16 protein-coding genes are annotated in these 14,595 nt (G+C 37.5%); 5 read left to right on the top strand and 11 right to left on the bottom strand.

The window, feature by feature from the left end; translation table 11 throughout:
• Window position 1: 1 nt before the first annotated feature.
• The 3 genes from qoxC to CD31_RS02690 all read left to right on the top strand — a co-directional run bounded on the left by qoxC (window position 2) and on the right by CD31_RS02690 (window position 1,990).
• The gene (gene qoxC / locus CD31_RS02700) at window positions 2–601 is read left to right on the top strand and encodes a cytochrome aa3 quinol oxidase subunit III (protein ID WP_016991860.1); all 600 of its coding nucleotides are present in this window, start codon (window positions 2–4) and stop codon (window positions 599–601) included.
• Entirely contained in the window at window positions 601–885 is a 285-nt protein-coding gene (qoxD, locus tag CD31_RS02695; protein WP_004226585.1) for a cytochrome aa3 quinol oxidase subunit IV, read from the top strand. Before qoxC ends, qoxD begins: the two co-directional genes overlap by 1 nt.
• 247 nt (window positions 886–1,132) lie before the next feature.
• Entirely contained in the window at window positions 1,133–1,990 is an 858-nt protein-coding gene (locus CD31_RS02690; RefSeq protein ID WP_036075649.1) for a DUF6612 family protein, read from the top strand.
• Between the two features lie 60 nt (window positions 1,991–2,050).
• On the opposite strand, the gene CD31_RS02685 is transcribed toward CD31_RS02690, so the two are convergent.
• The 7 genes from CD31_RS02685 to CD31_RS02660 form a co-directional block, all read right to left on the bottom strand.
• The gene (locus CD31_RS02685) at window positions 2,051–2,470 is read right to left on the bottom strand and encodes a universal stress protein (protein WP_036075648.1); all 420 of its coding nucleotides are present in this window, start codon (window positions 2,468–2,470) and stop codon (window positions 2,051–2,053) included.
• Window positions 2,471–2,520: 50 nt separating this feature from the next.
• Window positions 2,521–3,597, bottom strand: coding sequence for a PQQ-dependent sugar dehydrogenase (locus tag CD31_RS02680; RefSeq protein WP_036075647.1), 1,077 nt, complete (start codon window positions 3,595–3,597; stop codon window positions 2,521–2,523).
• 44 nt (window positions 3,598–3,641) lie between these two features.
• The gene (locus CD31_RS23465) at window positions 3,642–3,803 is read right to left on the bottom strand and encodes a hypothetical protein (RefSeq protein WP_167334353.1); all 162 of its coding nucleotides are present in this window, start codon (window positions 3,801–3,803) and stop codon (window positions 3,642–3,644) included.
• Between the two features lie 151 nt (window positions 3,804–3,954).
• Window positions 3,955–4,371, bottom strand: a complete 417-nt coding sequence (locus tag CD31_RS02675; protein WP_016991855.1) for a YugN family protein — start codon at window positions 4,369–4,371, stop codon at window positions 3,955–3,957.
• A 138-nt stretch (window positions 4,372–4,509) separates the two neighbouring features.
• Window positions 4,510–5,460, bottom strand: a complete 951-nt coding sequence (locus tag CD31_RS02670; RefSeq protein WP_016991854.1) for an alpha/beta hydrolase — start codon at window positions 5,458–5,460, stop codon at window positions 4,510–4,512.
• Window positions 5,461–5,492: 32 nt separating this feature from the next.
• Window positions 5,493–6,218, bottom strand: coding sequence for an SDR family NAD(P)-dependent oxidoreductase (locus tag CD31_RS02665; protein ID WP_425319330.1), 726 nt, complete (start codon window positions 6,216–6,218; stop codon window positions 5,493–5,495).
• Between the two features lie 26 nt (window positions 6,219–6,244).
• Window positions 6,245–7,870: a flavin-containing monooxygenase gene (locus CD31_RS02660; RefSeq protein ID WP_036075643.1), complete on the bottom strand. Its 1,626-nt coding sequence runs from the start codon at window positions 7,868–7,870 to the stop codon at window positions 6,245–6,247.
• Window positions 7,871–7,996: 126 nt separating this feature from the next.
• Between CD31_RS02660 and CD31_RS02655 the strand changes: the two genes are divergently transcribed.
• On the top strand, window positions 7,997–8,692 hold the full coding sequence (locus tag CD31_RS02655) for a response regulator transcription factor (protein ID WP_036075641.1): 696 nt from the start codon (window positions 7,997–7,999) through the stop codon (window positions 8,690–8,692).
• A 67-nt stretch (window positions 8,693–8,759) separates the two neighbouring features.
• Here CD31_RS02655 and CD31_RS02650 read toward each other — a convergent pair whose 3' ends face one another.
• The 4 genes from CD31_RS02650 to CD31_RS02635 form a co-directional block, all read right to left on the bottom strand.
• Window positions 8,760–9,221: an SAM-dependent methyltransferase gene (locus CD31_RS02650; protein WP_036075638.1), complete on the bottom strand. Its 462-nt coding sequence runs from the start codon at window positions 9,219–9,221 to the stop codon at window positions 8,760–8,762.
• A 91-nt stretch (window positions 9,222–9,312) separates the two neighbouring features.
• The gene (locus tag CD31_RS02645) at window positions 9,313–10,503 is read right to left on the bottom strand and encodes a Ger(x)C family spore germination protein (protein WP_036075635.1); all 1,191 of its coding nucleotides are present in this window, start codon (window positions 10,501–10,503) and stop codon (window positions 9,313–9,315) included.
• On the bottom strand, window positions 10,500–11,597 hold the full coding sequence (locus CD31_RS02640; protein ID WP_016991848.1) for a spore germination protein: 1,098 nt from the start codon (window positions 11,595–11,597) through the stop codon (window positions 10,500–10,502). The genes CD31_RS02645 and CD31_RS02640 overlap by 4 nt, the downstream gene beginning before the upstream one ends.
• Before the next feature lie 21 nt (window positions 11,598–11,618).
• Window positions 11,619–13,286, bottom strand: coding sequence for a spore germination protein (locus tag CD31_RS02635; RefSeq protein ID WP_036075632.1), 1,668 nt, complete (start codon window positions 13,284–13,286; stop codon window positions 11,619–11,621).
• Between the two features lie 222 nt (window positions 13,287–13,508).
• On the opposite strand from CD31_RS02635, the gene CD31_RS02630 reads away from it, so the two are divergent.
• Entirely contained in the window at window positions 13,509–14,513 is a 1,005-nt protein-coding gene (locus CD31_RS02630; protein ID WP_016995113.1) for a nucleoid-associated protein, read from the top strand.
• Window positions 14,514–14,595: the final 82 nt, after the last annotated feature.

The following is a 14,595-nucleotide window of genomic DNA, read 5'->3' as shown; positions in this document are numbered from 1 at the left end:
TATGAAAATCGATTCTTCACTTCCATTAGAATATAGTACAGAGGAAAACCGTCTAAAGATCTTTGGCTTTTGGATTTTCCTTGGCGCCGAGATCGTGTTATTTGCCACATTATTTACAGTGTATTTTACACTTCATACACGTACAGGTAGTGGACCAGATGGTGCCGAAATTTTCGAATTAACTCCAGTTCTATGGGAAACATTCTTATTATTAACAAGTAGTTTCACAATTGGTCTTGGTGTTCATGCAATGCGTATCGGTCGTAAAAAAGCAATGATGACATTCTTTATCATTACTCTTTTACTAGGTCTTGGCTTCTTAGCTATTGAGATTGATGAATTTGTCACATATGTACACGAAGGTGCGACGATTCAAACAAGCGCATTCTTATCGTCCTTAATGACTTTACTTGGAACGCACGGAGCCCACGTAACATTTGGTTTCTTCTGGGGCGTAGCTATTTTAATCCAAGTAGCGAAACGTGGCTTAAACCCACAAACGGCTAATAAAGCGTTTATCTTCTCACTGTACTGGCATTTCCTAGACGTTGTTTGGATTTTCATCTTCAGCTTCGTCTACTTGAAAGGACTGATTAGCTGATGAAGGAATTATTCCCAAAACAACATGTGATGGGCTTCGGCTTCTCACTATTACTAACAATCGTAGCTTTAGCAGTTGTTAAATTCGATATGTCTCTTAACATGGCATTTGGAATTTTACTAGTAACTGCTCTTGCACAGGCAACTGTACAATTAGTATTATTCATGCACATCGGTGAATCTGAAGATAAAAAAACATTATATACAACAATTTTATACTCAGTATTCGTAGGTGTTGTGACAATCATTGGTACATTATTTGCTATGATCTGGGGTTATAATTGATCCCTGAAACCACAGTGTAAAGAAAAAGCTGTCTGAGCTTATCGTCCTTGTATGATAAGTTCGTGACAGCTTTTTTGTTTTATCCCTATTCATTTGATAATTTTCGCGTTTGCGACTTGTATAAGTAGGGAAAATGTTATTTTTTTAATAAAAAATTAGTTCTTTTCTAACAATTTATGAAACTTTTCCTTTTTTAGTGCGTATAGTAGTAGATAGTGTTTTTTACCAAGAATAGGAGATGAAAGTAATGAAGAAAATTTTTAAAGTATTAGCAGTCGGAACACTAGCGTTGACACTTGCCGCTTGTAATTCAAGTGCTACGCCTACGAAAGACACAACTAATAAAAGCAAGCTCACTTTAGAACAAGTGTATGACAAAGCAGTAGATCGCCAGGCTGATATTCAAAGTGCAAGTGCTAAAATGGATATGACACAGGTGACAAAGGTTGGGTCTGGTGAAGAAGCAATGGAGTTTTCAATCGACTCCAAAATGGAGATGGATATCATCGTTGATCCACTTGCAATGCATTTATCAGGATCTATGACAATGCCTGATATGATGAATGAAGGTGACAAAACAATGGACATGCCGATTGAAATGTATATGAAAAAAGATGCAGGCTTATTTATGAAGGATTCGACGACAGATAGCTGGTTAAAGCTCCCTGATGAGAACTTTGATGCTATATTAGATCAAACGGCGGCTTCTGCGGATGCAAAGGAACAGCTAGAACAATTGAAAAAATTCATTAAGGACTTTACATTTGAACAAACGGATGATGAATATGTCCTTACATTAGATGCAAAAGGCGATAAGTTCAAAGAGCTAATCGATTCTGAGATTAATAAGTCTATGCAAGAAATGGGTCTAGAAGAAAATCCAATGGATCAACTATCAATTGAAAAAATTAACTACGTGCTACACATCGATAAAGAGACTTTCGATACGAACAAAATGGATATGAATTTTGATTTAAAAATGGCCGTAGAAGGTGACGAATTGTTAATGAATACAAAATCAGTCGTAACGTATACTGAATTTAATCATCTAAAAACAATCGATATACCTCAAAGTATTATTGATAACGCTCAAACAATCCAATAATAAAAGAACCTGCTTGTCTACTAGCACAAGCAGGTTTTTTACTCTCAGCTATTTTAACAACTAACGAACAATCAACACATCACAATGCGCATGTCGTACAACTTTCTCTGCAACAGAGCCTAACATCATTTTCTCCATACGATTTAATCCAGTTGCACCACAAACAATTAAATCAACCTGAGGTAATTGTGTTAAAATACCTTTTGGTGACCCTGTTTCCACAATGGATTCAACAGCTTTGACTCCTGTCTGTAACGCCTCTTTTTCTAGCTTTTCCATTTTAAGAATGTTTTCCTTCTTCAATTCCTCGGCATATTTTAAGTCATATGCTGAAACTGCTCCAAACGATTTTGTATCAATGACATTCACCAATTGCAAAATAGCATTGTGTTCCTTTGCTAATTGATTCGCTCTATCCAATGCTTTTAATGACTGTTCTGAGAAATCAATTGCTACTGCGATCTTAAGATAGTTTGCCATGTTTGTCCTCCCCATTCATCCTACCATTCCATGTTTTCTCAAATATTATATCACAATGGCATTCGATATAGTTTATCATCCTGTGGTTGCGGATTTCCACGGCCATCTGTATTATTGCTAATAAAATAAAGAAATTTTTCATCCACAAAGACATCACGAATTCTACCAAATTCTGATAGTAATTCATTGTGTTTGTTCTTATTTATATCAAAAGCTAAGACTGCTGTACCTCTTAGGGCAGCGACATATAATTGATCATTTACAATAGCAATGCCTGATGGTGCCCATGTGGTAGAAGTACCCGATGTAAAGAGAGGTGTTATCATCCCGTGCTTTTTCTCCGTTCCTTCAATAAGAGGCCAGCCATAATTCTTCCCCTTTTCAATTATATTAATTTCATCATTTGCTGCATTGCCATGCTCACTGGCGTACATCGTACCATCAGTAGACCATGCTAAGCCTTGTGGATTTCGATGTCCATAGCTGTATATATAGGATTGAGGAAAAGGATTATCATTCGGTATGGAGCCATCCAAATTGATACGCAAAATTTTCCCTTCTAAAGCAGTCACATCCTGTGCTAAAGAAGGTTGTGTTGCATCTCCTACCGTTGCATACAGCTTGCCATCAGGACCTATTTTCAAACGTCCCCCATGATGATATGTACCACTCTTTATTCGATCAATAATAAGATCCTGTTCGAGCCATTTATTATCGCTTAACGTTAACGTAACAATTCGATTAAATTGTTCCTCTTTCTCGACATACGTATAATATGCATAGGCTACCTGACTGGTAGGAAAATTAGGTGCTAAAACAAATCCCAACAAACCAGCCTCAGGCGCGGATGATAGCTCCTTTTTTAGGGTAATCTGTTGTCTAGTAAAGGCCCCTTCCGCAATTTTTACAATACTTCCTGGCCTTTCTGCTATATAAAAGTCATCTCCACTTTTTTGAATCGACCAAGGTGTCTGCAATTGATCTGCTATTATTTCAATTGAGGCATTCATGGCATCTATAGCGTGATTTTCCTCACCTTCTAACCTTTTATTGTTTTTATCCTTCGTTGACGTGCAAGCAACACATAGAATCATTGTTAGCAGTAATAAAGGCATATATCGTCTCATGATTAATCGTCCTCTCATTTATGAAAAATAGAAAGAGACGTCACCTAGACGCCTCTCTTACTTTTTATACTTTCAAACAGGATTATTTCACCAAATGTTCTTGTTTTCTCTAGCACCTCTAGATAGGCTTCTTTACGATGGATGAGTCGTTCTTGGTGCAATTTCTGAAAGGAATGCTGAAAATCATCTATAGCTGTTTTATCCATAAACTCACCTCATATAGTAGTACATGCTAATACCATTATAATGTTGGAAAATTCTTACGACAATTCTATTTGTATTTTTGATTACATGTTACCAAAATAACAAGGATAAAAGACATATGATTTCTTCTAGCAACCATTTAAATTTATCTAACTAATGAATGAAAAATGGTAGTACTTTCTCTTCCACAGCTTGTTCACCCGCTTGAATCCATCTACTTTTGTCATGAATGTAGCCATCTTTATCAAGCGGGGTTTGGAATTGGCTAGCACCAGTTGCATCTAGTAAGGAACCCTCATCATAATCTAGACCAATATTCTCAACATGCTTAATGACAAATGGCTTTTGAAAACGAATTTGAGCATCTTCATTATCAAGCTCCCCTGATGTGACGATAAAGGGGACACGCAAATAAATCGTTTCTCCTGCCTCTTTCCACAATACCGAGTCAAAGCTACCTTTATAATACTCCCAATTTCCGCCGATCGTGAAACCTCGATTAGCAATTTTATCTCGTAAATAGCCAAAACCTATCTCTTTACCAACAATTTTTGAATCAAATTGTAGCATTTTATATTCTCCTCCTTTCACTCGATAAAAGTTTAACCTAAAAGACGCTATTACAAACTTGCTATAAAATCCTTTTTGCTTAACAAAAAAATCCCGAAACCTGAGTAAATTATGGTTTCTGGATTTTCGTAAGTTTTTTTATAAAGGCACTGAAATCTTTCGATGCAACACATATTTAGCGGCTTCTACATACTCTGTGACAGCTCTTTGACTGACTGCGGCTGTCGGAACAATACTCTCAAAGCCATGATAGCAGCCTGGGTATAAGTGGAATTCGACATCTACTCCAGCCTGACATAGCTTGGTTACATATTGTAAAGTCTCATCACGAAACGGATCAAGTTGACCAACACATGTATAAGTAAATGGTAAACCTGATAAATCATCCGCTCTAGCTGCTGCGGCATATGGTGGCACATTGTCGCTACCATTTGCTCCATTCAAATACATTTCCCAGCCCTTCTGATTGAGTGAGTGGTTCCAGATCATATGACCCTTAATTTCTAATGAAGACGGTGTATTATTGCGATCATCAATCATTGGATAGAGCGGCATTTGGAAACTAAGCTTCGGATAATTTCGATCACGTGTAAGTAATGCAAGTGCAGCTGTGAGTCCACCTCCAGCACTAGCTCCAGCAATTCCTAAGCGGGTAGGATCAATTCGTAATTCATCCGCATGATCCGCGACCCATTTTAACGCTGCATAGCAATCTTCAAGCGGAGCTGGATAAGGATGTTCAGGTGCAAGTCGATAGTCTACAGATACCACCACACAATTCGCGTCATTGACAAAGCGCTGACAAAGCACATCATCTCCCTCGGGAGCTCCTAAGACATAGCCCCCACCATGAATCCATAGCAGGCCTGGATAAATTTCCTTTTGCTCTTTTGACTTATAGATTCGAATACGAAGAGAATGGTTGTCAGGTCCTTGAATTACTTTATTTTCTATTGTGATATGCTCTTCTATTGGAGCTGGTACAGCAACAGCTGCCATTCCTTCTCTTGTAGCTTGTACATTATCCAAATCTAATGGTGGAAAAATTGCTAACGTTTCTTTTAGCTCTGAATCAATACGATGTTCCATTAAAATTCTTCCTCTCTTATTTAAAATATTTTTTACGATGTTAGACCGCCATCGATTGGAACGATAGCGCCATTCACATAAGAAGCTTCTTGCGAAATTAAGAAAGCGATTACATTTGCGATTTCAGTAGGGTCTGCTAATCTTCGTAATGGTCCATTTCCTTCTGGACTCGATACCAATCCCTTCGTCATGTTTGTCGTAACACCACCAGGACAAATTGCATTCACTCGAATACCTTTAGGTCCATATTCCATGGCTGCCGTTTTAGTTAACCCAATTACACCATGCTTACTTGCCGCATAGCCACCTAGATAGGGTTGTCCCTGTATACCAGCTGCTGAAGATGTATTCACAATAACACCTGATTGCTGTTGCTCCATTTCTTTTAACACATACTTTAAGCCGAGAAACGCCCCTTTAAGATTGACCGAGATTACTCTATCAAACGTCTCCTCATCTAGATCTCCTAGTAGTGCTGGTGGGCTTAAAACGCCTGCATTATTGATAAAAGCATCAATCCTGCCAAATGTTTCTTTTGCAGTGTCCACATATTTTTTGACATCTAGGCTTTGTGAAACATCAGCTTGGACAAAAATTGCTTGTAGTTGATGTTCCTTTACAGCATGTAGTGTGTCTAGTCCACTTGTTTCATCAAAATCCACTAAAACTAATGCCTTTCCCTTAGTTGCTAGCAATTTTGCAGTCTCTCTTCCTATACCGCTTCCTGCACCTGTAATAATGACTACTTGTTGCTCCATATTGATATATGCTCCCCTCTCACAATCTATGATATTGATTTTAATTTCATTAACTTAAAGCCTTCATAATTGTTTTGAGCCACTTCTTTACAATGTTTTGTGTAATAATCAAATCCTCCTAGATAGATTAAAAAGCTTCGAGGTTTGCCCTCAATATTGGCTCCTGTATACCAGGAATCACCTTTGACGTAGAGTGTTGCATTAGCAACCTCTTGACAATGTTTGCTCCAAGCTTCCTCTGCTTCTAAAGTTGGTTCCACAAGGTCAATGTCATGCTCACGCAAGTATTGCATGCACTCGGCAACCCATTCGACATGCTGCTCAATTGCAATTGGCATGTTCACGAGGACAGAAGGGCTTTCTGGTCCCGTAATCATAAATAAATTTGGAAAACCTGCTGTTGTGAGTCCAAGATAGGTTTGAACAGCTGCCCCACCCTTCCATTTCTCCTTTAATGTCACGCCATTCCTTCCTTGGATATCAATCTTAAATAATGGCCCTGTCATGCCATCATAGCCTGTCGCAAAAATGATGATGTCTAAATCAAAATGGTTATCTGCCGTTTGAATACCTTCTCCTGTAATTTTTTGAATGGGTGATTCTTTGACATCAACCAGTAAAACATTCTCCCTGTTATAGGTTTCAAAATAATCGCTATCTAACACTTGTCTTTTCGTGCCATACATATACTTCGGACATAATTTCTCTGCTACCACAGGGTCTTTCACAATCTGTCGTATTTTGGAGCGAATAAATTCTGCCGCTTTTTCATTGGACTGTTCATTCGTTAACAAGTCATGATAAGTAGCTGAGAAGGCAAAGCCACCTTGTGCCCAAGCTTTCTCAAAAACCTCCTGCCTCCTATCATCACGATCTTCCATTGCAGATTGCTGATTTTGTGCAAAAGGTGTACCTGAAACAGAATTTCTCATGGAATGCTTTATCGCTTCGAAATTTTGCTTGGTTTCTTTGATAAAGTCCTCATCGTATGCATGGTTACGAGCGGGAATCGTATATTGGGGAGTACGTTGAAACACCGTTAACTGCTCTGCTTCTTTTGCAATAACAGGTATTGCCTGAATCCCGCTTGAGCCTGTCCCAATAATTCCTACACGCTTCCCAGTAAAATCAACCTTTTCATGTGGCCAATGCCCCGTGTGATACCATTTTCCGTTAAACTGTTGCAATCCTTGGATGTTAGGAACATTTGCAGCAGATAGACAGCCTATTCCTGTAATAAAATACTTTGTTAAAATGTACTGTCCATCGTTTAGATAAATCATCCATTTATGTCGTTCTTCATCAAAATGAGCTGCAGTGACTCTTGTGTTAAATTGAATATCTGTTCGCAATTGAAAACGATCGGCTACATAATTTAAATAGCGCAATATTTCCGCTTGCTCTGGAAATCTAGATGTCCAAGTCCATTCTTCATATAATTCTTTTGAAAAGGTGTAGTTATAATAGATACTTTCAATGTCACATCTTGCACCAGGATAACGATTCCAATACCAAACACCTCCTACACCATCCCCAGCCTCGTATACAATGGTCGAAAAGCCTTTACTCCTCAACTGATGTAGCATATACAGACCTGCGAACCCAGCACCTAGAACAACTGCATCCACCTCTTTAATTGTTTGACTACTCATCTGCTGCTCCTCCTCACATCAAAATAGGAAAATATGGATTTACTTAACTTAAATACTACAACTTACAGAAAATATTGAAAATTCCTTATTTTAAGCGTAGTATATACTTAAAAAAGGGGATAGGTCATGTCCAATCTTTATACCATTCAAAAACGTTTCGACACGGTACAAAGTTATGCCACCCATGAAGAGTTGTTGATACACATTTTGCAGGTATATTTAGATTCTTTTCCTATCAAGGATGCCTATTTATTAAGGTATTCTCCAATAGGCTTTGTCGCTGAAGGAATCATTTTTTTGAATGAATCGGGTGGTAGTCATATTGGTGAAATTCGTGAGGAGATTCGTAGCTTCCCTATTATTTATGCTGCTATTGAAGATAAGAAGGCTAAATTTTGTACAGGTATGGACTATTTAAAAAATATCAGTATTAAATATTCTATTCCCTCGCAAAATAATTCGTTTTTAATTGTCCCGATTTACATTGGGCAATATGTTTTTGGTTATATTTGTAGTACCCAATTAGAAGAGGAAATCGATATAAATGAAAAGCTGTTAGATGACATGACAACCTTTGGAAACATGATTGGGCAGCTTATCATGCAAGCTAGAAATAGCAAAAAAGAGGGTTTTCTTAGCAAGCGTGAGCTAGAGGTAATGAGACAGGTAGCGCAGGGAGATAGTACAAAGGAAATAGCAGATGCTATGAATTTAAGTGAATTAACCATTACACAATATGTAAAATCTGCTATTAAAAAATTGCGTGCCAAAAATCGCTCTCATGCCATTAGCATTCTTTACCAAGAGGGAATCATTCTTTAAAAAATTAGGGGAGCACGCTACTCCCCTTCGCAAGAAATCCACAATTGTCTTCGTATGAACAATGTTATTACCCCCAGTAAGCCTTCATTAAATCTACTGACCATGCGGGCTGTTTAACATCCTTCTTAGGTAAAAATTCTTTCATCACAGGCTTTATATCTAGTATAGGTGTGCCATCTATGGCATCTAGCCCTTGAACGATTAATGCTCTAGGTTTGACCTCTAACAACGCAACGGTTGTACTTCCTAATTTATTGGGTCTATTCTTACCCCTTTGTGCGAAAATGCCTACCTCAGGATAATCTTGATTATTTCTAGGATGTCTAGCCTTATATTGGATTTGATCGTCTGTAACCTTATCAAAATAGAAAATAATTTCTAGATGAGAAAAATCTTCTATTCCTTTTAAGGATGCCTCATGGATATGATCAGCAAGTTCAATAGTTGAAATAATCTCTCCCCAGCGATCATCTTGTATCATTTGTCGATTGTTATGAACTGTAGCGATTGATTGAATGGTAAATTGCATGCCTTTATCCCCCATCTTTTCGAATATCTACTCTCCTACCTTTAATTCCAGTATATACTTAAATGGACAGAAAAAAAGATGATTAACGATGTTAATCACCTGACGTGCCATAATCCTTAATGGAAACATTCACTTCACATGTAATGGGAACCTCACTAAACGTTTGATCCCATTCTTTTTTTCTTTTTTGCCATACTTTCGGGTAGTCGATTCTTAGTTTATTGCCAAACCCTGAGACATCTGTTTGAAATTCATGCTGCGTTTTATCTAATGCTTTCCTCACCAATCGCTCTATCTCTTTTTCAAATACTTTCTCTGCTTTTTTCAAAAATTGATTGTCAAATGCTTTATCGGAGAGAACCCAATGTTCAGCAATTCTTCCCTCTGATTGAATTTTTATCGTAAAGGAGATTTGTTCCCCTTTTACATGAGGAATAATTTTACTTTTAGCTGAAATAATTTCATACACAATGGGTGTACCTGACTTCTCATCGTAGCCTTTGACAAGGCCACCTTTCGCATCGCCAGACATCCATGCAATTCCTTCTAGGTCACTCTCATTTAAAAATCCTCGTAGCTTTTTGGTTTTTCCTTCAATGATAGCAGCGCCTGCAAATTTTACTTCTCCATTTTCCGTACTCACATTTTGCAATAAAAAGCTAGAGTCTGAATACAGCTTCCCCTCTAGTTTGGCTACGGTCATCGGAGGCAAAATTTTTGTCGTCCTTTCATGTCCCTCCATCATTTCTACTAATTGAAAGGCAGGAATTTTCGTTGGTTCATTTGTTTCAAGTGCCTGACTTGCCTGATCCTGAGCAATAAAGAGTAGTCCACTCGGCCGTATTTCTAATTCTCTTAGAAAAAAATCCAACGTTTGTTGGAGATTGATATTACTAGCTAATTCCTCACCAATAATAATTACTTTGGAATGTTCAGCAAAGGAACGTTTATCAACCTTTAATAGCATATTTCGTAAAGTTGGTAACACCGCATCACCTGTCTCAGAAACATTTTTATACGCTTTTTCTGGCAATGCTCCCTCTTTTGTTCCAGAAACCGTTGTCTCTGACGTAACAAATTGATTGGTAATAGTTAGCAACTGCCTGTTTGCATACCTAGCATCTTGTTGCTCTTCAGAGGAAACATCACCCGTTTCTAAATCCAATGATGTACCTACAATAAGGCCTAAATCTTCAATCTCTTTACTACTCCAACAGCCAGTAAGAAGTAAGGTTACCATCGCAACTAGAAGTAAACGTACACAACAATGTATTCGCTTCATGCTTTCTTTCCTTTCAATTTCGAAATAAGGAGTAAGGTTATCGGTACTACACCAAATAAAATTAATGCAGCATGTCCAATCTTATCGCCAAATGTAAAAAGATCGTTAATATTTTTAGGTGTCATCGCAATAATGTAGATAATTGGCAACAATCCATATAAGAAAGGATGCATATTTTTCTTAAAAAGTTGTGCTAATCCTAAAGAAGCAGCATAATAAGTAATCGTAAAGGTAGCAAATATTTGCATAATCCAAATTACAAGAAGAAATGACTCAAAGCGTTCAAAAATTAATCCAGGAATTTCGAAACTTCGCATCAGTTCAATCGTTGGCCAAGTCCTTGTCAAAACACCCTCAATGGATAGAGCACCAATGACCATCACAACCGTAATGACATAAAAGAGCAAGGGTATGGCTATACCCGCCAGTACAACCTTTACGGCTTTTGATTTATCTGATGGATACATAAATGCCACAAGTAGCAACATAATTTCAGGCCCTAAAAAGGCTAGTGTCGCTGTTTTTATTCCCTTTAACATCGGAACAACGCCCAGACCGAGTACTGGTCTCAAATTATCGATTTCAAAAATCCCTAAACTTAAAAAGGCCACAAGTAAAAAAATAACAAAGGTAATAGGAAAAATGATTTCAAATAAGCGAGCGATTGTGTTGATGCCACCGCTTATTAAGTAAAGTCCAACCCATAAAAAAGGCAAAATAATTGCCCAAGTGGGGGTTCCTTCTAATAAGAAGAGAGAAGTTACTTCAGCCATGATGCGAACTTCAAAGGCAGAAATGGTAAAAAAGTAGGCAATTACACACGCACTTATAAACCAGCCTAACCACTTCCCTATGATATCTTGATTATATTGATAAAATGTTTTGTCAGGGTATTGTTGGCTTAGCTTCACAATGATTACACCTGCAATCATTGCAACGACTCCACCTAAAAATACACTAATCCAAACATCTGGCGTTTTTACTTTTTCTACAGATGCGCGAGGTAAGGTAAGAATCCCAGTTGCGAGAATATAGTTAATGATAATAACAACTGCTTGTGAAGGTGTTATTTTATCTTTTAAAGTGCTGTTCATGGCTGCATTGCTCCCTTTCCCTTATTCCCCTTTGCGGACAGAATCTTTTGGCTTTAACAATCTTGGGCGATGCTTCATCATCTTTAACGGCATGCGAACCATAAAATCTTTCCAATCACCTGCTCGATACGGAACAGTTGGGCTCACATATGATACACCAAAGCTCTTTAGCTTCACTAAATGACTGCAAAGGAATAAGAAAAACAGAATGATGCCATATAGTCCAAATAAAGCTGCGGAAAACATCGCGACAAAACGCAGCATTCGAAGCGTGATACCAGCACTATATTGAGGGATAGCAAAAGAAGAAATCGCTGTTAGCGCAACAACAATGACCATAATTGGACTAACAATTCCTGCCTGTACTGCCGCTTCTCCAATAACAAGCCCTCCAACAATCCCCATTGTCGGACCAATCGGCTTCGGTAGGCGAAGTCCTGCTTCTCGTAATATCTCAATAGCGACCTCCATAATGAGGGCTTCAATCAATGCTGGAAACGGTACACCCTGCCTTGTGGCCATCATGGACAGCGCTAGTTTCGTGGGAATTAACCCTTGATGGAATGATACAAAAGCAATGTACAGCGACGGGCCAAATAAAGAGATGCCTGCAGCAAAATAGCGAAGCAAGCGAATAAGAGAGCTCGATAACCAACGTTCATAGTAATCCTCTGGTGATTGCAGTAACATATTAAACGTGACTGGCACAATTAATGCAAAGGGAGTTCCATCTAAAAGAATTGCCACTCGTCCCTCCTGTAAAGCTGCAACAACACGATCAGGACGCTCGGTACTCTGCACTTGCGAAAAGGGACTAAGATAATTATCCTCAATCAATTGCTCAATATACCCCGATTCAGCTACATCATCCAAATGGATTGTTTCAATTCGTGTTTTCACCTCTTTGACAAGATTAGGCTCCACAATCTCATCTATATAGGCTAAAACCAACTCTTTTTTTGTACGCTCGCCCACTTCCATCTCAATAATCGATAAATTTCGATTCTCACCATGCTGTCTTAATAAAGAGGTATTTACACTTAATTTTTCCGTGAAGCCCACTCTAGGCCCACGTACTAATGCCTCAGAAACAGGCTCCTCAAGATTACGAGTTTTGCCATGTGACGTACCAATAATCAATACATGCTGTATGCCATCCACAATTAATACAGTGGAACCCGTTAGTACTTTCCCAACAGCTTTCATAACTTTCTTTTCCTCTAACAGATCACTCACTGGTAGCATTTCATTAATAATCGATTGCTGTAGTTCATGCCCTCTTAAAACTGATGACTTTTCTGTATGTCCATTCATTAATGATTTCAAAATATGTTTGTCAATCAATTCTTTATCGCATAATCCTTTAAGAAAAACGATCGCTGCACGAGTATCCGTATTCCCTATTTGAAATTCTCTAATATGAATATCCCAATTATGGCCAAGTTCTTTCCTCATTTGTAAAAGATCTTTATTATAATCGCCTGTAAATTGCTCTAACGTTTTTTGAACAGGTATGTGTATCATCTCACCTTGTTCACTATTTTCTATCATCTCAATTTTGCCATTGCTCTTATTAACAAATAAAAAAACATGAAATAATTTATAAATTAAATATGGAATAAAAAATGCTAAAAAGCCTTGTAAAAAAACTTGCCAATGTGGCATGTAGGAAATAACCTTTTCCCACATATTGATCACCCTCTTTAGTACACTTGTACAGAGTATCCCTACATGTTTTTATCTTTATCTAAGCAACAGTATTTTAAACTTCCAACCCTCAACATTCTTTCATAACAAAACACTAACATTTGGTGGTCATAAAAATCTGCCTCCAATGAGTACTGGTGCTTATAAAAGCAATCTTTAAGTTATGGTATACTAGCTACTATGAAAAATTAGAAGGTGAAATTTATGCTAGAAGTCAGTGAAAGTAAATTAGCACACTATAGTCTGCATTTTTTGAGCGAGACGCTTATTTTAGGAGAAGAAGTTTTTACACAACCTGAGGTCATGTTAGAAGCAGCCTTTACACAGCTTGCTTTTAATAAAATTGACATGGAACAGCAATATGAATTTTTCCATGAAAGCAATATTGCACTCAATGAAGTTTTTACGTATTCAAGAGCGATTTTCGAGCAGGAAAATAACTTCCTAGAACAATCACAAAATATAGCCAAGCACTTACATAGTGTGTCACAGCATCCAAACATCAAAAGCGGAGAACTCTTTATTGGCCTATTTGAAAATTGTTTACTATTGAATGAGGCTAAAAAAATCCTCGCTATTGTCAAAATTGATGAAAAGGAAATGTTTTTAGATGTGAAAAATGAACACAATCAAATGATCGTGCACGGTGTGGATGGCATTAACGTGAAGAAGATTAATAATATGGCTATTATTGTTGATATGGGACCAGATCAATCTCCTGCCGTGTATATTAAAACAAAGCGTAAAGAAGATATCGTTTATTGGCAAGAACGATTTTTAAAAATACAAGCAGCGGATGAGCATTATTATAAAACCAATTTAGCACTAACAGAATGCAAAAAATTCATTTTAAAGGAAGAAAATTATACAAGCACAGAAAAACTTGGGCTTTTGAACAAAACACTGGATTACTTTAGAAATGAAGAGGAGTTTCAGGTAAATCATTATATCGAAACTGTTTTTGAGCAAGCGGACACTACCCAAAAAGATGTCATCATTAACTCGGTTAAACCCTATGAGACTATTATTTCTGATAGTGCGCTAGAGAAGGCTGAAAAGAAATACAAACGTAAAATCAAACTCGATTCCAATATTGAAATTCAAGTAAATATTCAACATATCGACCAAATAGATGAATTAATTGAAGTAGGCTATGATGAGGCAACGAATCGCAAATTCTATAAAATCTATTTTCAGGATGAACAGTAGAAGCGGTACGCTCTGTAAACACAACTTTTTAAGTAACAAAAAAACTTTTTAAATAGAACTTATGTAAATAGGTTTCCGTTCC

Source organism: Lysinibacillus boronitolerans JCM 21713 = 10a = NBRC 103108 (assembly GCF_000772935.1).
In the GTDB taxonomy this organism is placed as follows: Bacteria; Bacillota; Bacilli; order Bacillales_A; family Planococcaceae; genus Lysinibacillus; species Lysinibacillus boronitolerans.
This window is presented reverse-complemented; position numbering and strand designations above follow the sequence as displayed.